Genomic DNA, 20,156 nt, shown 5'->3' with positions numbered 1-20,156 from the left:
TATAGCATCAACATTTAACTTTAGCGGAAGAAAAAGAAAATAGCAATGTAAAAAACAGGAGGGGATACCTCCTGTTTTCAAATTACAATTCTTTTATCATAACGATGTGAGGAATATTTGCTTCCATAAATACATCAGAATTCGTTACATATCCAAGTTTCTTATAGAAATCTTCTGCATGTGTTTGAGCATGCAGCTTCAATTTTGGTAGCGAGTTTTCCTTCGCATATGCTTCAAGTGCATTCATAACAATTTTTCCGATGCCTTTTTTTCGATGGGAAGCTAGTACGCAAATGCGTTCCATTTTTCCTATTCCATCAATGGTGCGAAAACGCCCAGCACCAACGGGAACATCATTATCATATATAACGACGTGTATGGAAGTTTCTTCAAACTCATCATACTCTTCTTCGGCAGAAACTTGCTGTTCCTTCACAAATACTTGCTTACGTACAGAGAATGCATCTCTTAGTTGTTCGTCCGTTTGTACGATCTGTGCATGCAAATTAGTTGTTCCCCTTTCCAAGGCGGAATGTTTCGTGTACAGTCCATGTTCCGTTTTCTAATTGATATAGAAGGTGGAAGCGGTCAATTGGTTGTTCGTAATAGAAATCTTTCATACGTAATCGACCTAGTACATCAGCATGCTCTGCATCTGATAAGCCTTGTCCAATTGTTAAATGAGGTACAAAAGCGTATTCGCGTTCTTGTGTAAAGAATCCGCTATGCATTTCCTCATTTAAGAAAGTAAGTTCAGGTGTTTTTTCTACTTTAAAATAAATAACATTATTAACAGGTGCGAATGAACCAACTTTTCCAACATGAAGGGTGAAAGGGTTCGTTTTACTTGCGATTGTATGTAACTCGTTTACAATCGATTCTAATTGTTCATCTTGCGTCTCAAAGGGTGTTTTCAATGTAATATGTGGCGGAACTAATGCGTAGTGCGGATCATAACGTTTACGCAATCCGTTCGCTTTATCTTGAATCATTTTAGATGGAAAAATTACAATGCCTAATTTCATGTTCCAATTCCTCCCTTTGTAAGTCTAGTTAGATTTTGAGAAAATAACTCTCTTAATCTATTATATCAAATTATTCTGAATACTGCTCTCTATTATTTCATTGATAGCATATGAGAGAAAGCTTTCGGTAAATCAGTTTGCCAATATTTCCACGTATGATTACCTTCAAACTCCTCGTAATGCGTGATGAAATTTCTATCTGTCAGAAGCGTATTAAGCTCACGGTTCGGCCCTACGAAATCAGATACTTGTCCATCCGTGCGCTTTACAGCTGTTTCTTCTGTCCCAATAACGTGATAAAGCTCTAGCGCCTCCGGATTTTTGAAGTCTTTTGCTAAGTTCATTACTGTTTCATCCACAAATGGTGATTGCATAACGACTTTACCGAATGTATGCGGATACATAAGTGCAGTCATAAAGGAAACTGTTCCGCCAAGAGAATCTCCAATTAGCACGCGACCTTTTCCCATTTGGTACGTTGGATAATTTTCATCGATATATGGCGCAAGTTCATGAGCAAGGAAACGAATATAAGCAGCGTTTTTTACTTCGTTTGGGAAATATTTTTCTTTACGATCGTGTACATTTTTATATGGAATACCGACAATAATTGTACGGTCAATTTCTTCAGTTTCACGAAGGCGCTCAATTACACGGTGTGCTTTCCCAAGCTGAAAATAATCTCTGCCATCTTGTGCAATGACAACTGTATGTTTGTGCAGCGGTGTGTAATTTACCGGTAAGTAAACGAGAAGTGTAACATCTTCTTGAAGTGATGCACTATAAAATGAAATCTCTTCAATTCTCCCAATTGTTTGATTCATGTAGATCCCCCTAAATAAAAATTTACTGTAATAATTGTAAGAGCGACGCTTGTAGTGAAAAAGAAAGAAATATTCACTAATAGGTGCTTTCGTTTCTATTTTACCATAATGGTACGAAGAATCTAAAAAATTAGTATTTAAGTTAGGAAAGAAAACGGATATAATGAAGTGGGATTTTTGACAGGTGAGAGGGGAGACGGAATTTGAAACAAGAAAGATCAATCGCACTACCATTAGCCATTTCCATTATAGCCATTTCATTCGCAGCAGTTTTTGTAAAGATGTCCTCAGCACCATCTTCCATATTAAGTATGTATCGATTATGGATTATCGTACTTCTTATGCTGCCTATCGTTTGGAAAAAACGGGAAGAGTTTAGTAAGATTCAAATAAAAGATTGGGGATTTTTAATTGGATCTGGTTTCTTTTTAGCACTTCATTTTCTTTTATGGTTTGAATCTTTAAAGCATACAACAGTTGCGAGTTCGACGATTATTTTAGCGCTTCAACCAATCGTATCTTTAGTTGGAGGTTTTTTCTTATTTAAAGAAAGAACAACATACTCAGCCATTGCGACAATGGGAATTGCGATATTAGGTGTAGTGTGTATTGGTTGGGGAGATTTAGGACTAAGTAAACAAGCAATTTATGGAGATATATTATCCTTTTTAAGTGTAATAGCAGTTGTCGGTTATTTATTTATCGGGCAAACGACAGTAAAGAAAGTATCACACTGGATTTACAGCTTTACAGTCTTTGCATTCGCAGGTATTTTTATGGGAATTTATAATATAGTATTGCAAGTGCCTTTTACAGGTTATACAAAGTGGGATTGGACCGTTTTTCTTTTACTTGCGGTCGTGCCGACAGTGTCACACGTCATTAATAATTGGTTATTAAACTACGTAAATGCAACAACAATTTCGATGAGTATTTTAGGGGAACCAGTTGGAGCATCAATACTAGCGTTCTTCTTACTTGGGGAAAGATTAAATGCTATGCAAATGATCGGTAGCATACTCGTATTGTTTGGTGTATCTGTTTTCTTATTGCAGCAACAAAAAAGAACAGCAAAAAATGTCGTAAACGAGCCTGCTTATACACAGGAATTATAATGTTAAGAGAGAAAAGAGAAGTTGTGATACTTCTCTTTTTGTTTTATAGAAATACGGGCGTAGAAGGGGGAGGGAAATGGAGTTTCCATCAAAAAAAGATACATGGTTATATCCGATTTTTTTCGTTGTCATGGGAGCGTGTTTTGCTCCCATATTTGCAGGAAGAGAATATTTTCTTTTATTTTTCACAATCCCATTAGCCATAGTATTTATTTGGAGTTGGTTTTCAACAAAATATATTGTCGGAGAGGAAACAATTACTATTAGATCCGGTTTCGTGAAAAAGCGCATATTTATACGAGATATAAAAAAGATTTCAAATACGAAAAATCCAGTAGCAGCTTATGCCTTATCATTTGATCGACTTGAAATTGTTTATGGATCACATCAAACAGAAATTATTTCTCCTAAAGATAAAGAGCAATTCATCAATCTCGTTACAAGTAAAAATTCACACATTGAAATAAAGTAAAAGAGTGGCTTCATAGCCACTCTTTTACTTTGGGTTTGTCATATAAGGTTGTACATGAATGATACATAGGTCCCTGAACTTACCTTCAGCAGTTGTAACAATTACGACTGCTCTACCTGCACTTTTTCCAGTAATCGTTACTGTATCACCTTTTGGATACAGTGTGATAACATCAGCATTCATATTTGTCCAAATAAGTTCGTTATTGGTTGCTTGTACTGGCAAAACAGTGGCGGACAACTCAGTGCTTTGGCCAGTTCTTATTTTCAACTTATTTTTTTCCATATGAACACCGATGACTGAAATAACAGAAGGAGCGATTGAAATTTTAGGTGGATTAGGTTGTATGTTCAAACAAGACGCAGAAGTATTGGTGATAGGTGAAAATTTTCGTGTTTGTTGTTGCTGGAAAGCTGCTAACATGTTGGAGTCCCCTTTCTGTATAAGTGCTGATAGTACTACTATAAAGGAGTAGTGTTACGTTTAATTTAATGAAACATAAAGAAATTGTTAAATTCGAGCAGAAGATTGTCGAACATTGATAAATTGCAAATTTAATTAGTTCTTTACCAATCGGGCAGTTATTTCCCACCTAGCTCCTTCGTATTCGCCGAATTTTGAGGTGTGAGTCTTATTGCCAACAAATAGCGGGATAAAAAGAAAGCTCTGCTATCATAACAGCAGAGCTTTTCCTTTATAGATTATCACTATGTTGTTTTTCGAAATTCTCAAATTGCTCTTCAATTTCTTTTGAAGGCTGTGTTAGTAAACTAACAATTACGATTACTAGTAAACTAATAGTGAAACCAGGAATCATTTCATATAAGAATTCTTTTAAGAATTTGAATTGAGTCCAAATAATGACTGTAGCGGCACCAGAAATCATACCAGCAAGTGCGCCCCACTTCGTCATACGTTTCCAGTATAAGCTTAATAAAATAGCAGGTCCGAATGAAGAGCCAAATCCAGCCCAAGCGTATCCAACAAGAGCTAAAATCGTATCATTTTGTTTAAACGCTAATGCACATCCAACTAATGCAATAACAAGTACAGCCATACGGCCGACAAATACAAGCTCTTTATCAGAAGCAGAACGTTTAAAGAAAGTACGATATAAGTCTTCAGTTATGGCACTAGAAGTAACGAGTAACTGAGATGAGATTGTACTCATAATTGCTGCTAAAATAGCGGCTAATAAAAATCCAGTAATAAGCGGGTGGAATAAAATTTTTCCCAGTTCAAGGAAAATTGTCTCTGGATTGGATAGCTTTAATCCTTTGTCTGAGTAGTATGCAATACCGATAAGACCAGTAAACATAGCTCCAACAACAGAGAAAATCATCCAGCTCATACCAATTCGTCTTGCACTTTTAATTTCTTTTACAGAAGAAATTGCCATAAATCGTACGATAATATGTGGTTGTCCAACATAACCAAGGCCCCATGCGAATAATGAAATAATACCTAATACAGAAGTGCCTTTAAAAATGTCTAATAATGTTGGATCAATTGATTTAATTGTGCTAAATGCTGGACCAAGCCCATTTACATTCATAATTGTAACAGTAGGAACAAGAATAAGAGCAATTACCATAATGATTCCTTGCACGAAGTCTGTCCAACTTACTGCTAAGAAACCACCAAATAACGTGTAAGCAACAACAACGCCTGCAACAATGAATAATCCAACATGGTAGTTCATACCAAATGAATTTTCAAATAATACAGCGCCTGAAACTAATCCTGAAGCTACATAAAAAGTAAAGAAAATCATAATAACAAGCCCAGATACTAAGCGTAGCATATGGGATTTGTCTTGGAATCGGTGTTCCAAAAATTCTGGGATAGTAATAGAGTTGTTTGCAATTTCTGAGTAGGTACGTAAGCGAGGAGCGACATATAGCCAGTTTGCGTATGCGCCTAGTGTTAGGCCGATCGCAATCCAACTACTACTTAATCCAACGCTAAACATTGCACCGGGTAAGCCCATTAAAAGCCAACCACTCATATCGGATGCTCCAGCACTTAATGCTGTTACTGCGGGGCCTAGTGTACGCCCGCCAAGCATATAATCTGTTAAGTTGGACGTTCGTTTATAGGCGAAATAGCCAATCACTAACATCCCGAGCATGTAAATAGAGATAGAAGTTAAAGTTAACATCTGCGTACTCATGTAGTTCCCCTTCCTTTTGTCATGTCTTTTGATGCGTTATGCATATTTATCCCGCATTAACGGGCAGTAAAACTCCCACCTTAAAATCGGCTGGGCAAGGAAGTTAGGTGGGAGATCAACTGCCCGTAAATGCCCGATTGGTTCAACTAATAATCAGTGGGGGATGAACAAAATCCCCACTGATTAAAGTTTCACTTTATAATCTATCATGATTATTCTGAAAAATCCATACAGAAATATGAATTTTCAGAAATGTAAGCGTTTTTTTGATGTCATTTTACTTTTTTGATATATAATATTCATACAAAAAACCTTATTTTTAATAGAGTATTTATTATATTTACATAAAAAGAGGTTGTTTTGTCAATATAATATTGAAAGGAGAGAAAAATAAAATTTTTTAAAAAGTATTGACTTGTGAAAAAAGTTAGGTCTATAATGAGTGCAACTTAAAAAAATGCAAGCGTTGATGAAGAAGAGTACACATGATGAACATGTCAGAGAGCTGATGGTTGGTGCGAATCAGTATGGAATTGATGTGGAATGGGCTTCGGAGCTTCCAAACCGAAACGAAAGAAGTAGGCTTTGGCGACATGATCTCATCGATACAAGAGACACGTATTGTTTTTGATACGGTAAAGTGCGTTACGTTCGTAACGAATTAAGGTGGCACCACGGGAGTACCCGTCCTTTCTATAGGATGAGTACTCCCTTTTTGTGTATAAAAAATTAAATAAATGAAATCGTTTAAGTAAGAAGAGTACGTATATTGGAGACGTTACAGAGAGCCGGGGATAGGTGGGAGCCCGGTGCGGTGTCATATACGGAATGGGCTTACGAGAGGTATGCTGAACAATTATTTTCAGTAGGCAACCCGGGTTCCGCCGTTACAAGGATAAGGTATAAATTTTGTACCTGAACAAAGCGGGATGCTTTTGCATCCAACACGAGGTGGTACCGCGGTATATTTATCGTCCTCTACATATTTTCGATATGTAGAGGACTTTTTTATTTTTCAGGGCGAGGTGAAGGACATGATGACGAAAGAAGAATTTATAAAACAAAAAAGAGAGAGAAAGACATTTTTAGTAATCACTGAAGAAGAAGGAGATAGCATTACGCCAATTTCTTTATATAGACGTATGAAAGGTAAAAAGAAATTTTTATTAGAAAGCTCACAGCTTCATCAAGATAAAGGACGCTATTCTTACTTAGGGTGTAATCCGTATGGTGAAGTGAAAAGTGTTGGTACGGAAGTGGAACGAACGATTTACGGCAGGTCAGAAAAGTTGCAAAGTAACGTACTACAAGTGTTAGAAGAAATAATCGCGTCCGCTCAAGTAGATAGTCCTTTTCCATTTTGCGGGGGAGCAGTTGGATATATTGGCTATGATGTCATTCGGCAATATGAAAACATTGGAGCAGATTTATATGATCCATTGAATATTCCAGAAGTACACCTTTTACTATACCGTGAGTTTATCGTGTATGACCACTTACGCCAAAAGTTGTCGTTTGTATATGTATGCAGGGAAGATGATTCAGCAGATTATGAAGAAGTATACGAAAGGCTGCGAGTATACAAAGAGGAAGTGCTACAGGGAGAAGAAGCTGAAGTAACCGAAATAAGATCAACACTATCATTCACTTCTTCTATAACGGAAAAAGAATTTTGCGCGATGGTAGAAACGGCGAAAGAACATATTGGGGCCGGGGATATATTTCAAGTTGTATTATCTCAGCGTTTGCAAAGCGAATGTATTGGAGATCCATTCGCGTTATATCGAAAACTTCGAATTGCCAATCCATCACCATATATGTTTTATATCGATTTTCAAGATTATGTTGTACTCGGTTCTTCGCCAGAAAGTTTGTTATCGGTAAGGGAGGATAAAGTAATGACGAATCCAATTGCCGGTACGAGACCGAGAGGGAAAACGAAGGAGGAAGATACGGAGATTGAAAAAGAACTGTTAGAAAATGAGAAAGAGCGAGCGGAGCATATGATGCTTGTAGATCTTGGGCGAAATGATATTGGTAGGGTGAGTGAAATCGGCTCAGTTACGATAGATAAATATATGAAAGTAGAAAAATATTCTCATGTTATGCACATTGTATCTGAAGTTTACGGAACATTACGAAAACGAATGAGCGGATTTGATGCATTAGCGTATTGCTTACCAGCGGGGACGGTATCAGGTGCTCCGAAAATTAGGGCGATGGAAATTATAAATGAGCTAGAGAATGAAAAAAGAAATGTGTACGCCGGTGCAGTTGGATACGTTAGTTTTTCAGGGAATCTTGATATGGCGCTCGCCATTCGAACAATGGTTGTAAAGGATGAAAAAGCATACGTTCAGGCAGGAGCGGGTATCGTTTACGATTCAGATCCAGTAGCTGAATATGAAGAAACATTAAATAAAGCGAGAGCGCTATTGGAGGTAATGAAATGATTGTACTGATCGATAATTATGATTCATTCACATATAACTTGTATCAACTATTAGGCGAATACGAAGAAGAGATTGTTGTCGTAAGAAATGATCAAATAACGATAGAACAATTAGAAGAAATGAACCCAAAAGGAATTGTGCTTTCGCCAGGACCAGGAAAACCAGAGGATGCTGGCATTTGTATTGAAGTGATTCATCATTTTTATAAGAACGTTCCCATATTAGGTATTTGCCTTGGTCATCAAGCAATTATATCAGCGTTTGGAGGAGAGATTGTAAGAGCAGAGCGCATTAAACACGGAAAAACATCGCGTGTGAAACATAACGGAACGTCAATTTTTTCGTATGTGACGCAGCCGCTAACAGCGATGCGCTACCATTCTCTTGTTGCAGCACAAACGAGCTTGCCACAGTGTTTTGACATATTAGCGACAGCGATGGACGATGGAGAAATAATGGCAGTTCGTCACAATTATTATCCGCTCTTCGGATTACAGTTTCATCCGGAATCAATCGCGACAGAAGAAGGCGGAAAGTTAATACGTGCCTTTTTAGGCGAAGTGAAAGAGGAGGAAAGAGTATGAATAACTATCTTCGTAAATTGGTGGAGGGACAACACTTAACAGAAGAGGAAATGTATAAAGCGGGGCTTCTTTTATTAAATGAAAACATATTGGAAAGTGAAATTGCAGCTTTCTTAGTCTTACTGAAAGCGAAAGGTGAAACGGCAGAAGAAATATACGGTCTCGTTCGAGCTCTTCGCGAAAAGGCATTACCGTTTTCGAATCATATACAAGGCGCGATGGACAATTGCGGGACAGGTGGTGACGGTGCCCAAACGTTTAATATTAGCACAACATCAGCATTTGTACTGGCAGGAGCTGACGTAAAGGTTGCAAAACATGGTAATCGTGCTGTTTCTAGTAAAACAGGAAGTGCAGATTTATTAGAAGAACTCGGTGTAAATATTAGTAGTACGCCAAACGAAATTGATTATTTATTAGAGCATGTCGGAATCGCATTTTTATTCGCACCAGCGATGCATCCAGCATTAAAGCGCATTATGAAAATAAGAAAAGAATTAAACGTTCCGACGATCTTTAACTTAATTGGACCGTTAACGAATCCGGTGAATTTAGAAACACAATTTGTCGGCATTTATAAACGAGATATGTTACTACCAGTTGCGCAAGTACTACAGAAACTAGGAAGAAAACAAGCACTTGTCGTAAACGGAAGTGGGTTTTTAGATGAAGCATCATTGCAAGGAGAAAATCATGTTGTCATTTTAAAAGATAATGAAATAGTAGAAACGAGTATTGAACCTGAGAAATATGGATTCTCAATAGTGAAAAACGAAGAGATTAGAGGAGGGAATTCGAAAGAAAATGCAAAGATTACGCTCGGAGTATTAAGCGGAGAGAAGAGTGTTTACCGTGATACTGTTTTATTCAATGCAGGGCTTGCTCTTTTCGCAAATGGAAAAGCAAAGACGATTGAAGAAGGAATAACACTCGCAGCACATAGCATTGACTCTGGAAAAGCATTAGCGAAACTAAACTTATTAATTGCAGCAAGTAACGAAAAATTAGAAAGGGTGAATTAAAGTGGGGACGATTTTAGACAAAATTGTAGATCAAAAGAAAAAGGAAGTTGCGGCATTATATGAAACATATACACCAGTAAAAGAAAAAAGAAAAACGCGCTCACTTGTAAAGGCTCTAGAGCAATTTACTGTCATTGCAGAAGTAAAGCGAGCATCACCATCAAAAGGAGATATTAATTTACATGTTGATGTACGAAAACAAGTGAAGGCATATGAAGAATGCGGCGCTGGTGCAGTTTCTGTTTTAACAGACGGTCAATTTTTTAAAGGATCATTTTATGATTTACAAACGGCAAGAGAAGAAAGTAGCATTCCGCTTTTATGTAAAGATTTCATAATCGATAAGATTCAAATTGATAGAGCGTATGAAGCTGGTGCAGATATTATTTTACTAATCGTAGCGGCGTTAACGAAAGAGAAATTAAAAGAGTTGTATAGCTACGTACTAGAAAAAGGGTTAGAAGCGATTGTTGAAGTTCATGATGAACAGGAATTAGAAATTGCAATTCAATTAAATCCGCACGTTATCGGTATTAACAACCGTAATTTAAAAACATTCAAAGTCGATTTAAGTCAAACAGAAAAGCTTGGAAAACGATTAAATGAGGAGAAATTACTTTGGATTAGTGAGAGCGGGGTTCATTCAAAAGAAGACATGATTCGCGTTAAACGAGCTGGGGCAAAAGGTGTACTAGTTGGAGAAGCGCTTATGACATCGTCTTCTATTCATACCTTTTTTGAAGATTGTAAGGTGAACATATGAAAGTGAAAATTTGCGGGATCACTGATATGGAAACAGCAAAACGTGCTTGCGAATACGGAGCTGATGCACTCGGATTTGTTTTTGCAGAAAGTAAGAGAAAAATTACTCCAGGGCTAGCGAAAGAAATCATTCAGGAACTTCCAGCCAACGTGTTAAAAATCGGTGTTTTCGTAAATGAATCAGTAGAAGTAATCCAGAAAATTACAGAGAATTGCGGGTTAACACATGTGCAACTACATGGGGACGAAGATAATCATCAGATTAGAAGATTGAATATTCCGTCTATAAAAGCACTCGGAGTAACTTCAGAGGCCGATATGAAAAATGCTCAAGCATATGAAACGGATTATATATTGTTTGATAGTCCGAAAGAAAAGTTTCACGGAGGAAATGGAAAGACATTTTCTTGGGAGTTACTTGCGCATATGCCAAAAGAATTACGAGAGAAAACGATATTAGCTGGTGGATTAAACACTCTTAATATAGAAGAAGCAATTCGAACTGTTCGGCCATATATGGTCGATGTGAGCAGCGGAGTAGAGACAGAAGGAAAGAAAGATGTAGAGAAAATAAAACAATTTATTATAAAAGCGAAGGAGTGTTCTAAATGAACTACGCATATCCAGATGAAAAAGGTCACTACGGTATATACGGAGGACGATACGTTCCAGAAACGTTAATGCAATCTGTATTAGAACTAGAAGAAGCATATAAAGAGGCAATGGAAGATGAAGAGTTTCAAAAGGAATTAAATCATTATTTAAAAACGTATGTCGGAAGAGAAACACCGCTTTATTTCGCTGAGAATATGACGGAGTATTGCGGAGGTGCAAAGATTTATTTAAAACGTGAAGATTTGAACCATACAGGAGCTCATAAAATTAACAATACAATTGGTCAGGCACTTCTTGCGGTGCGAATGGGAAAGAAAAAAGTTGTCGCTGAAACAGGAGCTGGACAACACGGAGTCGCAACAGCTACTGTATGTGCCCTTCTCGGTTTAGAATGCGTCATTTTTATGGGAGAAGAAGATGTAAGACGTCAAAAATTAAATGTGTTCCGAATGGAATTACTCGGAGCGAAAGTAGAAAGTGTAGCAGCAGGTAGCGGTACATTAAAAGATGCGGTAAACGAGGCGCTTCGCTACTGGGTTTCACATGTGCATGATACGCACTACATTATGGGATCTGTTCTCGGACCACATCCATTCCCGCAAATTGTTCGTGATTTCCAAAGTGTAATTGGGAAAGAAACAAAAAAACAATATGAAGCATTAGAAGGAAAGTTACCAGAAGCAGTCGTTGCTTGTATTGGTGGTGGTAGTAATGCGATGGGAATGTTTTATCCGTTCGTACACGATAAAGAAGTTGCTCTTTACGGCGTAGAAGCAGCTGGAAAAGGAGTTCATACAGAAAAGCATGCAGCTACTTTAACGAAAGGAAGCGTTGGGGTTCTCCACGGATCGATGATGTATCTTCTGCAAAATGAAGAAGGACAAATTCAAGAAGCTCACTCTATTTCGGCGGGACTTGATTACCCTGGTGTTGGGCCAGAACATAGCTTGCTAAAAGATATTGGCCGCGTTTCTTATCATTCCATTACTGATGATGAAGCGTTAGAAGCATTTCAATTATTAACGAAAAAAGAAGGAATTATCCCGGCGTTAGAAAGCTCGCATGCTGTCGCATACGCATTAAAATTAGCGCCGCAAATGAAGAAAGACGAGGGGCTTGTCATTTGTTTATCTGGCCGCGGTGATAAAGATGTAGAGAGTATAAAACGTTATATGGAAGAGGTGTAAACAATGGGAGTAGAAAAAATGAAAGCAGCATTTGAAAATGGCAAGAAAGCATTTATTCCGTACGTAATGGGCGGAGATGGTGGCCTTGAAAAATTAAAAGAAAGAATTCGTTTTCTAGACGAAGCGGGAGCAAGCATCGTTGAAATCGGCATCCCGTTTTCAGATCCAGTCGCAGACGGCCCGACGATTCAAAGAGCAGGGAAACGAGCGCTAGATAGCGGTGTAACAGTAAAAGGCATTTTTCAAGCATTAATAGAGGTAAGGAAAGAAGTGCAAATTCCGTTTGTACTCATGACATATTTAAATCCAGTACTTGCATTCGGGAAAGAACGATTTATCGAGAACTGTATGGAAGCAGGGGTAGACGGTATTATCGTTCCGGATTTACCGTATGAAGAACAAGACATTATTGCACCGCTTCTCCGAACTGCAAATATCGCTTTAATCCCACTCGTTACCGTTACGAGCCCAATTGAGCGAATCGAGAAAATTACGAGTGAATCAGAAGGGTTCGTCTACGCTGTTACAGTAGCAGGCGTAACAGGCGTACGTCAAAACTTTAAAGAGGAGATTCATAGTTACTTAGAAAAAGTAAAATCACATACGCATTTACCGGTAGTGGCAGGGTTCGGTATTTCAACAAAGGAACATGTAGAAGAAATGATTACAATATGTGACGGGGTTGTCGTTGGAAGTAAAATTATTGAACTGTTAGAAAATGAAAAACGAGAAGAAATATGTGAATTCATACAGGCAACAAAACAAAAAGAAGAGGCATAAGTCTCTTCTTTTTGTTTTCTGTAATAAATGTTAAAATATACAGAAAATACATATAATTTAGAGGGTGAGAAAGCATGCTAAGACGTAAACTACTATATCTTCTCTTAACTGTACCACTATACGCTTGGCTCATTAGCATGACGAAAATAGAATTGATGGCTCTATTTTTAGGATATGTATTCATCTTTTCCAACTTAAATCGCATTCAAGAGCAATCTATTTTAGAAATATGTATATTTTCGATTAGTATAGAATTATTTAGTATCGTTTCGATTGTATTGTTAAATGAATTATTCCGATGGATCCACTCATTTGAATTCATGAAATTTGGGAATGTTGTATTGCAAGTCATATGTGCTTATATTGTGTTTGTTGTGTTAGACAAAATAATTGGGCAGCAGACGGTTTTTGAGAATAATAGATAAATTGTTGTGTACTCAAAAAAGGAGCCTATGTTATTAAGATATTTTATTTTGATATGATTTTTAAAACTGAATTTGGATTTTTTATATACATAGGATTTACTATTATAGCTGCAATGCAGATTGACAATAAATTTGTTTTCCATACGTGAAAACAAATTTTGTAAGCAAAAATTCCGTTAATTTTTAAGTGATTGTTTATCATTTAAAATAATTAAATAGATAGTAGCATAAATGTATATGTAATTATTATGTTCCAATTAATTACATATTGTTGTTTTGTTTGAAAAAATTACATATAATGGGTTTTCGGCAAAACTATTATAATTAGGGAGGAATACTATGAAGAAAACTAAAGGTTTGTTTTATGCAAGTCTAGCTTTATCAATTGGTTTTACTAGTTTCATTGCTCCTACTTCTAGCTTAGCTCAAACACAAGATGCTCCAGCGATTAAAAAAACTACTGGGGAATCTAAAATTAAAGATGTTAAGAAATATGATGAAATTACAGATTTAAACGTATTATATGAGAGAGCAAAAATCAATAAACAAGATTTTAAAGACAGTCTAAAATTTAAATCAGAAGCGAAAATCACCCCAATCCAACAAGGAGTTGCTATTAGCGAAAGCACATCAAATACATTAAACGCTGACGATTATCAAACTTCTCAATTACTCGAAGAAATAACTTATGCAGACGGAACGAAAAGCAAGACATATGTTGTTACTAATCTTGCTGTTATCCAAGAGGCTGAGAATGATTCTAAAAAAGGTATTGTCGCTTTAGCAGATAAATATAGAGAAAAATGGGATGACACTGGTGGTTTGAAAGCTTATAGTAGACTCTATATAAATGAAACATCAGGATGGATATCTCTTTCAAGTGTACAAGGTGGTTGGCAAATAGCAGATAGTAGTTACACTATACCAAACAGACGTGTGAGATTAAACCAATCTGGAGTTGGTGTAAATGGGGCAGTGATGAAGCAACAAGATTACTACCCAGGAGGTCTTACATTTAACTACACGGCACCTTCATGGCCAAAAGTATCAACTATTACATCAGGAGCTGGACAAGCGTATGTAGGGGCTGGACAATATGTAACAATTAAACGAGGGGGTTCTTCTTGGCAATTTAGTTGGTCAAATAACTTTTAATATTATACAAATATATAGTAAAACAATCCTCTTAAAATAGAAGGGGATTGTTTTACTATATAGAATTAAATATTAAATTGGAAGATTGTTTTTCAACAACTTATATAGGCATAGAAAAAATTGTGATTATAGGAGGAAAACATTGAAAAAATTAATTGCTTTTTTATTAATTTTTATTCCCATTTTAGGAAGCTGCTCAAAAGAATACAGTGTTTTTTCTGGAGAAAGTCAACATTGGGCAGGAAGATATTCAGTAAACATTGATGGGAATGAAGAACATGGGAATTATGATTTTCATTATAAGAATGGTGATAAAGATACAAAATTTGAGAATTTAGAAATTAGTATTAGCAGTAAATTTGAACAGACTTCTAAAAAGGTAGAGATTCATAAGGGGGCAACTATTTTTTTATCATCTAATTGTCAGGGATGTATGGCAACTGATAAAAAGGAGAGTATAAAAGTTACCATTAAATGGAATGGTAAGAATGAAGAAACGTTCTTGTTGAAATCAAAAAAATAAAATGTTCCAAGTACTATAGAGGGACTGAAAAAGTAATTAATTAAAAAAACAAGAATTTTTATCAAAAGTCTCTTTTTTCTTATAAAATGGGCTTTTTCGGTACCCTTATACTATAACACCTAACTTTTTCATGAATAGCTGTAGTAATAAATTATTCAATTGTGTTTTTATAGGGACGTTGCAACCAACTTACAAACTCTTCTAGTCTCATACGTTTGAGATCTTTCCTAGTTTCTTGTATATATATAAGAAATATTACTTTAATGCATAACAGTATGTTTTCTATGTGTTCCTACTGGCCTCTGTATAATCCAAATACTTAATGCATTATCGCAAAAATACCTTCTTTATCTACCCATATGTACCTTTTCCTATATTCTGGTATTAACTCTTATACACAAATCTTCCTTCCTGAAATTTTTGTACTCGGTCAACTGACCTCAATAACCCTTTTGCTGTGAGTTACTTCTTTGTCTCAAAAACTAATATATGTTCTTTTAACAGGGGATACATAATAAATAATCTCTTTCATTATAATATGTTTAATCACTCGTCTTCTTTTGTGAATCTGTTATATAATAGTTGAAAATTGTATTTTAAACGAAATGAGATGATAACATGGCCATATTGTTGGCACTTATCCCAATTATGATGATTTTCATTTGTTTATTTTTATTGAAACAAACGTCATTAAGATCCTCGTTAATTTCTTATGCGGTATGTGTTGGAATCGTTTTACTCTCGCCAACGTTTCAATTAGGGATAAGTGAAACTGTGCACGCAACGATTAAAGGATGGTTAATTTGTTTTATTGTTGGGTACGTTTTATTTTTCGGTATTTTTTTATTTCACCTCATGAACAAAATGGGGTACATCGACCAAGTAGCGCGTTTTTTAGAAGAAGTGACGCAAGATCGTTTATTACAAATGCTTCTTATGTGCTTTGGTATTTGCCCACTAATTGAATCGGTAAGTGGATTCGGAATTGGTTTTATGGTTGCAGCACCTATTTTTCTTTCATTAGGTTATAAACCGTTTCAAGCTGTACTGCTCTCTTTTATCGGCTTACTAGCTAGTTCATGGGGCGCAATGGCAACTGGTACGATTATCGGTTCCCAGCTCATCAATATGCCGCTTACAACACTCGGTACAAATACAGCGCTATTAAGTATCCCGATGTTTGCTTATTTCGTCATTCTTTCTTTACACGTTGTTGGCGGCTGGCAAGCGGTTATTGAAAAGTGGAAGGAAGGATTCGGTTTCTTTCTATTATTTTCTCTCGGAATCTATCTTTCTAACGCATACGTAAGCGTGGAACTAGCAGGTATATTAAGTTCTATCGTTACCATTACATTTGGCTTTCTTATCATTAAATTAAAGGGCAAAAACGAACAAAATCTAATAACAGAACATGCTGCGGCAACAGAGAGAGAAGTATCTATTATAAAAATTATTAGCCCTTATATATTTCTAACAGTTTGTATTTTACTTTCTCGCCTCGTTCCAGCATTACATGATTTGTTCAGATCATATGCGGTTCTTGATTTGAAATCATACTCTTACAAACTAGAGTTACTATATTCACCAGGATTTTGGCTCGGTATGACTTGCTTATTTACTATTATTTTCTTCCGCATCCCGTCTAATATTATTAAACAATCACTCTCACAAACGATCAAACAATGGATTCCTTTTGCGATTACGACGACAATGTTTATCGCCATTTCAGAATTAATGGGTGCATCTGGCATGCATTCATTACTTGCAAAAACGGCTGGTGAAACATTTGGAACATTTTTCGTTTTCGTTGCTCCGTTTATCGGTGGTATCGGTGGCTTTTTAACAGGTAGTAATGCAGGCTCAAATGCGATGTTCATAAAACTACAAATGCAAACGGCGCAAAATGTAGCACTCCCGTGGCAATACGTCACAACATTGCAAAACACCGCATCATCAGTAGCGACGATCGCTTGCCCGTCACGGATTACACTAGGTGCGTATTTATGTAACATTCCGTATCGTGAAAATGAACTATTAAAGAAGACGACGTTAATGATTTTTGGTGCGGTGTTGCTTATAGTGGTAGAGGTTGTTGTTTGGTATATGTTGAGAAATTAAAAATCCTCCTGACATAGGAGGATTTTTGTTATGAGTGGATAATGTTTTAAACATGAATAGCTTCTATTAAATGAATAGGAGATGAAATGTATGCCCCTAAAAAACTACGGCGTGTTAAAAGGTACAGTTATACAATCTAAAATCGGAAAAGGGAAAACTCCTCATTATCAAGTTCATTTACAAGGTGAAGCAGAAGTAGATTATCTTATTGCAATTAATGTAAAGTCGCAAAGTTATCCGTCAGAAGTTTTATATTTTGCAAGCGACAATATTCGGTCAGAAGCGATTCATATTTTACCAACATTACCATTTGGTTTTACAGAAATAAAAAACAATGAACCGAAAGTAGCTTTAGACTACGTAAGAGGTAATTTATTTGATTCCAAGCAAATGATTCCTTTACCTGCTGAAAAAGCAGGAGTGGATAATGATTTAAATGAAAAAATAGAACGTTATATAAAACAAGCAATAGAAGAAAAAGCAATTATTTACGCGTTCGGTGAAAGATGGGGACCAGAAGAAAATACACCCGATTCTTACTTTCATTTCGAACCAGGAAACGGGATACATGATATTCACATGAATCAAGGGAATGTAGAAAAATGGAAAGGTGATAATGGTATATGGCAAGACGGAGGAATACTCATTCACTTTGAAAAGGAAGAAAAATGGATCGGTATATTCCTTGCCTTCCAGTCACAGTCATGGTGTACCGATGAAGAGGGACATGCTCGTGTGCCGGTTGAGCATTGTGATTATAAGAGGAATAATTGAGAAGAAGAGGGCGTTCAAAAAGAACGCCCTCCTCTTATTTTATAAAACCCAAAACTAACAAGTGTAGAAATACAAGAGAACAGCAGTGCTACACTAGAAAACGCAATGAGGTACATATTATACTTCATCACTTTTCCAATTAGTTGGTTGCTATCATACTGAAACAATCCCGCTATGATGTTGAATAAAAATAACACGATAAACATGACGATAACACCGTCTATTGATCCTTGAATATCTGGTTTGCTTAAAGCGATATGTGCAGAAATACAAATGGCGATAAATAAAAATAGCCAAAAGGAAGGATTCAATACATTATTTATTGTAAATAAACTTTTCAATAATACGAACGTCGACAAGAGCATGTTTTGAACCATTTCTACATTAATAGAAGTAGAAGTGATTGTTTTTTCGAGAGTTGTATGAAATAAAAAATATGAATTTGGTACGAAATAGCGCATTAAAAGGATTAGTGCGGTAATACCAGAAATAATAGGCCCGATGCCGATAAAGAAGTTTCCAATTCGTTGATATACACTTTTATGATTGTATTGATGTTGTACGTAGCCTAAAGCGCCCTGGCTTGTATCTGTTGGGAAAAACTGCGTTGCTACAATTTTATGACGAAATAGTACGCACATAATGGCATGTCCAAGTTCATGAATAGGAACACCAATCCAAGCAGTCAAAAGGAATCCTTTTCTTCCAAATGCTCTCGACCAATACATCCGTGTTAGTGATTCTAAATAGCCTAATAGAAATCCGATTACAATGATAACGCCAATTAAAGAAAATAATTGGATTACGCTTGTAAGGAGTATTTGAAAAATTGAGTTTACCAATTCCATTGTTTTTCATCCAATCTGTTAAAAATATTATTTATTCTGTTTCATAATAGCATTTTTTTTCAAGATTGCTAGCACATATATTTTCTTTCGGAAGGAGGATTTCAGAATCTTTTTCTTGTAGTCATGTTTTATGTACAAAGTCATATATTGAATTTGTAACACCCTATACGGTATCTGCTTAAGGGGGGGAATGCGAGAATGAAATGTCTGGTGTGTCATACAGAAAATAGAGCAGAGGCAAAGTTTTGCGGGAATTGTGGACATTCGTTAACGGAGGAAGCCGTAGCGAGTGAAGGTGAGCAACAGGAACGCGTAGCTTTAGCAAAGAAAACTCGAACAAATGAAACGGTAGAGCAAGCGAAGCGATTTGCGAGTGGATATTTTCAGTTTTTTAAACATGCTTTCAAAGCACCGACAGCGATTATGAAAAGCGGCAAGATTGAAGTACGAAATGGAATTGTAAGTCTTGTTCTTATTTGTTTTTTAGGAGCATGTATTTTTTATAGAATGATGAGCACAGCAGCTGCTGTTACGAGAACATTTGCACCAGATATAACGACTCCTAATTTCTTTTGGGACTCTGTAACGGTCTTTTTATTTTTACTAATTTTAACTTTATTTGTCGGATTTCTTATTTTTGTAAGTGGAAAGATGATGAAATCTTCATTTTCATTTCTTGAAGTATTCGGTGTGTGGGGAACGATAGCGACGCCAGCTATTGCTATATTAGTTCTTTCTTTTCTGTTTAGCTTTTTATTAATCTTTTTCTTACCAATCTTATTAGGGCTGGCTACAACGTATATGTCAATTAGCATAATTGTCGCTATAGTAAAGCTAGATAACGGCGGATTAGACCCTATTTATACACTTCTTATCGCAAATGTTTTAATTGGAATTGCAACATTCATTGTACTGTGGTCTTACATTAGCACGATAATTCAAACCTTTACACAGGGATTCACTGGCTTCTAACGAAAAGGTGGATGAATGTATGTACAAAGTGTGGCACTCATTTTGAAGACGGTGTTCAATTTTGTCAAAACCTCAGTATGTATATAATGGCTTCATCTTTCCTGATAGTGATATCCGAAAATTAACGAGTGGGGACTTAACATACTTATCGAAAGAACAATTGAAAATAGAGAGAAACGAAATATACGCAAGGCATGGACATATTTTTCAAAGCAGTCTTGGTATAGAGAAAACAAGTATTATACAGGAGAGCTAACGGATATTGAATCTTATAATGTTGAACTCATTAAATCAAGAGAATAAACACGATAAAAAGGTACAGTGCACAG

At 36.3% G+C, this 20,156-nt stretch carries 21 protein-coding genes, 1 pseudogene and 2 other annotated features; of the genes and pseudogenes, 16 read left to right on the top strand and 6 right to left on the bottom strand.

Features of this window, described 5'->3' with window-relative positions; translation table 11 throughout:
- Window positions 1–82: 82 nt before the first annotated feature.
- From PDQ40_RS16905 to PDQ40_RS16895, 3 genes are all read right to left on the bottom strand, one after another.
- Window positions 83–505 carry a GNAT family N-acetyltransferase gene (locus PDQ40_RS16905; protein WP_000543279.1) on the bottom strand — a complete coding sequence of 141 codons (423 nt, stop codon included), beginning with the start codon at window positions 503–505 and terminating at the stop codon, window positions 83–85.
- Between the two features lies 1 nt (window position 506).
- Complete coding sequence (locus PDQ40_RS16900; protein ID WP_000765876.1) at window positions 507–1,025, bottom strand: YjcG family protein; 519 nt, start codon at window positions 1,023–1,025, stop codon at window positions 507–509.
- A gap of 92 nt (window positions 1,026–1,117) precedes the next feature.
- Window positions 1,118–1,849: an alpha/beta hydrolase gene (locus PDQ40_RS16895; protein WP_001076848.1), complete on the bottom strand. Its 732-nt coding sequence runs from the start codon at window positions 1,847–1,849 to the stop codon at window positions 1,118–1,120.
- A 203-nt stretch (window positions 1,850–2,052) separates the two neighbouring features.
- Here PDQ40_RS16895 and PDQ40_RS16890 point away from each other — a divergent pair, with 203 nt between their 5' ends.
- Complete coding sequence (locus PDQ40_RS16890) at window positions 2,053–2,964, top strand: DMT family transporter (protein ID WP_000808261.1); 912 nt, start codon at window positions 2,053–2,055, stop codon at window positions 2,962–2,964.
- A 76-nt stretch (window positions 2,965–3,040) separates the two neighbouring features.
- Window positions 3,041–3,436, top strand: coding sequence for a PH domain-containing protein (locus tag PDQ40_RS16885; protein WP_000395648.1), 396 nt, complete (start codon window positions 3,041–3,043; stop codon window positions 3,434–3,436).
- A gap of 24 nt (window positions 3,437–3,460) precedes the next feature.
- On the opposite strand, the gene PDQ40_RS16880 is transcribed toward PDQ40_RS16885, so the two are convergent.
- Together PDQ40_RS16880 and putP are read right to left on the bottom strand one after the other, a co-directional pair.
- Window positions 3,461–3,859, bottom strand: coding sequence for an Ig-like domain-containing protein (locus PDQ40_RS16880; RefSeq protein ID WP_000878719.1), 399 nt, complete (start codon window positions 3,857–3,859; stop codon window positions 3,461–3,463).
- Window positions 3,860–4,130: 271 nt separating this feature from the next.
- A complete protein-coding gene (gene putP, locus PDQ40_RS16875; protein WP_000107220.1) occupies window positions 4,131–5,609 on the bottom strand; it encodes a sodium/proline symporter PutP in 1,479 nt (492 codons plus the stop codon).
- Window positions 5,610–6,066: 457 nt separating this feature from the next.
- Window positions 6,067–6,304 (top strand) — a binding site (T-box leader).
- 42 nt (window positions 6,305–6,346) lie between these two features.
- Window positions 6,347–6,591, top strand: a binding site (T-box leader).
- A 52-nt stretch (window positions 6,592–6,643) separates the two neighbouring features.
- On the opposite strand from putP, the gene trpE reads away from it, so the two are divergent.
- The 12 genes from trpE (at window position 6,644) to PDQ40_RS16815 (ending at window position 18,007) form a co-directional block, all read left to right on the top strand.
- Complete coding sequence (trpE, locus tag PDQ40_RS16870; RefSeq protein ID WP_270691529.1) at window positions 6,644–8,062, top strand: anthranilate synthase component I; 1,419 nt, start codon at window positions 6,644–6,646, stop codon at window positions 8,060–8,062.
- Window positions 8,059–8,646, top strand: coding sequence for an aminodeoxychorismate/anthranilate synthase component II (locus PDQ40_RS16865; protein WP_000636349.1), 588 nt, complete (start codon window positions 8,059–8,061; stop codon window positions 8,644–8,646). Before trpE ends, PDQ40_RS16865 begins: the two co-directional genes overlap by 4 nt.
- The gene (trpD, locus tag PDQ40_RS16860; RefSeq protein ID WP_001067336.1) at window positions 8,643–9,668 is read left to right on the top strand and encodes an anthranilate phosphoribosyltransferase; all 1,026 of its coding nucleotides are present in this window, start codon (window positions 8,643–8,645) and stop codon (window positions 9,666–9,668) included. Before PDQ40_RS16865 ends, trpD begins: the two co-directional genes overlap by 4 nt.
- A gap of 1 nt (window position 9,669) precedes the next feature.
- Entirely contained in the window at window positions 9,670–10,431 is a 762-nt protein-coding gene (gene trpC, locus PDQ40_RS16855; protein WP_048557228.1) for an indole-3-glycerol phosphate synthase TrpC, read from the top strand.
- Window positions 10,428–11,042 (top strand): N-(5'phosphoribosyl)anthranilate isomerase, encoded by a 615-nt coding sequence (gene trpF / locus PDQ40_RS16850; protein ID WP_048557227.1) that lies wholly within the window; start codon window positions 10,428–10,430, stop codon window positions 11,040–11,042. Before trpC ends, trpF begins: the two co-directional genes overlap by 4 nt.
- Window positions 11,039–12,232: a tryptophan synthase subunit beta gene (gene trpB / locus PDQ40_RS16845; protein ID WP_001105010.1), complete on the top strand. Its 1,194-nt coding sequence runs from the start codon at window positions 11,039–11,041 to the stop codon at window positions 12,230–12,232. The genes trpF and trpB overlap by 4 nt, the downstream gene beginning before the upstream one ends.
- A gap of 3 nt (window positions 12,233–12,235) precedes the next feature.
- The gene (gene trpA / locus PDQ40_RS16840) at window positions 12,236–13,012 is read left to right on the top strand and encodes a tryptophan synthase subunit alpha (protein WP_270691528.1); all 777 of its coding nucleotides are present in this window, start codon (window positions 12,236–12,238) and stop codon (window positions 13,010–13,012) included.
- Between the two features lie 74 nt (window positions 13,013–13,086).
- Window positions 13,087–13,437, top strand: a complete 351-nt coding sequence (locus PDQ40_RS16835) for a DUF4029 domain-containing protein (protein WP_000946146.1) — start codon at window positions 13,087–13,089, stop codon at window positions 13,435–13,437.
- A 339-nt stretch (window positions 13,438–13,776) separates the two neighbouring features.
- Window positions 13,777–14,592 carry a hypothetical protein gene (locus tag PDQ40_RS16830; RefSeq protein WP_000751438.1) on the top strand — a complete coding sequence of 272 codons (816 nt, stop codon included), beginning with the start codon at window positions 13,777–13,779 and terminating at the stop codon, window positions 14,590–14,592.
- 142 nt (window positions 14,593–14,734) lie between these two features.
- A complete protein-coding gene (locus PDQ40_RS16825) occupies window positions 14,735–15,115 on the top strand; it encodes a hypothetical protein (RefSeq protein ID WP_000733134.1) in 381 nt (126 codons plus the stop codon).
- A gap of 618 nt (window positions 15,116–15,733) precedes the next feature.
- Window positions 15,734–17,233, top strand: a complete 1,500-nt coding sequence (locus PDQ40_RS16820; protein WP_270691527.1) for an L-lactate permease — start codon at window positions 15,734–15,736, stop codon at window positions 17,231–17,233.
- A 90-nt stretch (window positions 17,234–17,323) separates the two neighbouring features.
- Window positions 17,324–18,007, top strand: coding sequence for a YukJ family protein (locus PDQ40_RS16815; RefSeq protein WP_270691526.1), 684 nt, complete (start codon window positions 17,324–17,326; stop codon window positions 18,005–18,007).
- A 14-nt stretch (window positions 18,008–18,021) separates the two neighbouring features.
- On the opposite strand, the gene PDQ40_RS16810 is transcribed toward PDQ40_RS16815, so the two are convergent.
- Window positions 18,022–18,855, bottom strand: a complete 834-nt coding sequence (locus tag PDQ40_RS16810) for a hypothetical protein (protein ID WP_000424508.1) — start codon at window positions 18,853–18,855, stop codon at window positions 18,022–18,024.
- A 198-nt stretch (window positions 18,856–19,053) separates the two neighbouring features.
- Here PDQ40_RS16810 and PDQ40_RS16805 point away from each other — a divergent pair, with 198 nt between their 5' ends.
- Together PDQ40_RS16805 and PDQ40_RS16800 are read left to right on the top strand one after the other, a co-directional pair.
- Entirely contained in the window at window positions 19,054–19,827 is a 774-nt protein-coding gene (locus PDQ40_RS16805) for a zinc ribbon domain-containing protein (protein ID WP_270691525.1), read from the top strand.
- 76 nt (window positions 19,828–19,903) lie between these two features.
- Window positions 19,904–20,130: pseudogene (locus PDQ40_RS16800) on the top strand (YARHG domain-containing protein); the annotation flags it as partial.
- Between the last annotated feature and the right edge of the window lie 26 nt (window positions 20,131–20,156).

This window comes from Bacillus cereus group sp. Bc061 (assembly GCF_027715825.1).
GTDB classification, from domain to species: domain Bacteria; phylum Bacillota; class Bacilli; order Bacillales; family Bacillaceae_G; genus Bacillus_A; species Bacillus_A paranthracis.
This window is presented reverse-complemented; position numbering and strand designations above follow the sequence as displayed.

Coding starts and splice junctions, on each gene's coding strand:
- PDQ40_RS16900 (WP_000765876.1), bottom strand. CDS start 1,025: ATGAAATTAGGCATTGTAATTTTTCCATCTAAAATGATTCAAGATAAA.
- PDQ40_RS16895 (WP_001076848.1), bottom strand. CDS start 1,849: ATGAATCAAACAATTGGGAGAATTGAAGAGATTTCATTTTATAGTGCA.
- PDQ40_RS16885 (WP_000395648.1), top strand. CDS start 3,041: ATGGAGTTTCCATCAAAAAAAGATACATGGTTATATCCGATTTTTTTC.
- PDQ40_RS16880 (WP_000878719.1), bottom strand. CDS start 3,859: ATGTTAGCAGCTTTCCAGCAACAACAAACACGAAAATTTTCACCTATC.
- putP (WP_000107220.1), bottom strand. CDS start 5,609: ATGAGTACGCAGATGTTAACTTTAACTTCTATCTCTATTTACATGCTC.
- trpE (WP_270691529.1), top strand. CDS start 6,644: ATGATGACGAAAGAAGAATTTATAAAACAAAAAAGAGAGAGAAAGACA.
- PDQ40_RS16865 (WP_000636349.1), top strand. CDS start 8,059: ATGATTGTACTGATCGATAATTATGATTCATTCACATATAACTTGTAT.
- trpD (WP_001067336.1), top strand. CDS start 8,643: ATGAATAACTATCTTCGTAAATTGGTGGAGGGACAACACTTAACAGAA.
- trpF (WP_048557227.1), top strand. CDS start 10,428: ATGAAAGTGAAAATTTGCGGGATCACTGATATGGAAACAGCAAAACGT.
- trpB (WP_001105010.1), top strand. CDS start 11,039: ATGAACTACGCATATCCAGATGAAAAAGGTCACTACGGTATATACGGA.
- trpA (WP_270691528.1), top strand. CDS start 12,236: ATGGGAGTAGAAAAAATGAAAGCAGCATTTGAAAATGGCAAGAAAGCA.
- PDQ40_RS16835 (WP_000946146.1), top strand. CDS start 13,087: ATGCTAAGACGTAAACTACTATATCTTCTCTTAACTGTACCACTATAC.
- PDQ40_RS16830 (WP_000751438.1), top strand. CDS start 13,777: ATGAAGAAAACTAAAGGTTTGTTTTATGCAAGTCTAGCTTTATCAATT.
- PDQ40_RS16820 (WP_270691527.1), top strand. CDS start 15,734: ATGGCCATATTGTTGGCACTTATCCCAATTATGATGATTTTCATTTGT.
- PDQ40_RS16815 (WP_270691526.1), top strand. CDS start 17,324: ATGCCCCTAAAAAACTACGGCGTGTTAAAAGGTACAGTTATACAATCT.
- PDQ40_RS16810 (WP_000424508.1), bottom strand. CDS start 18,855: ATGGAATTGGTAAACTCAATTTTTCAAATACTCCTTACAAGCGTAATC.
- PDQ40_RS16805 (WP_270691525.1), top strand. CDS start 19,054: ATGAAATGTCTGGTGTGTCATACAGAAAATAGAGCAGAGGCAAAGTTT.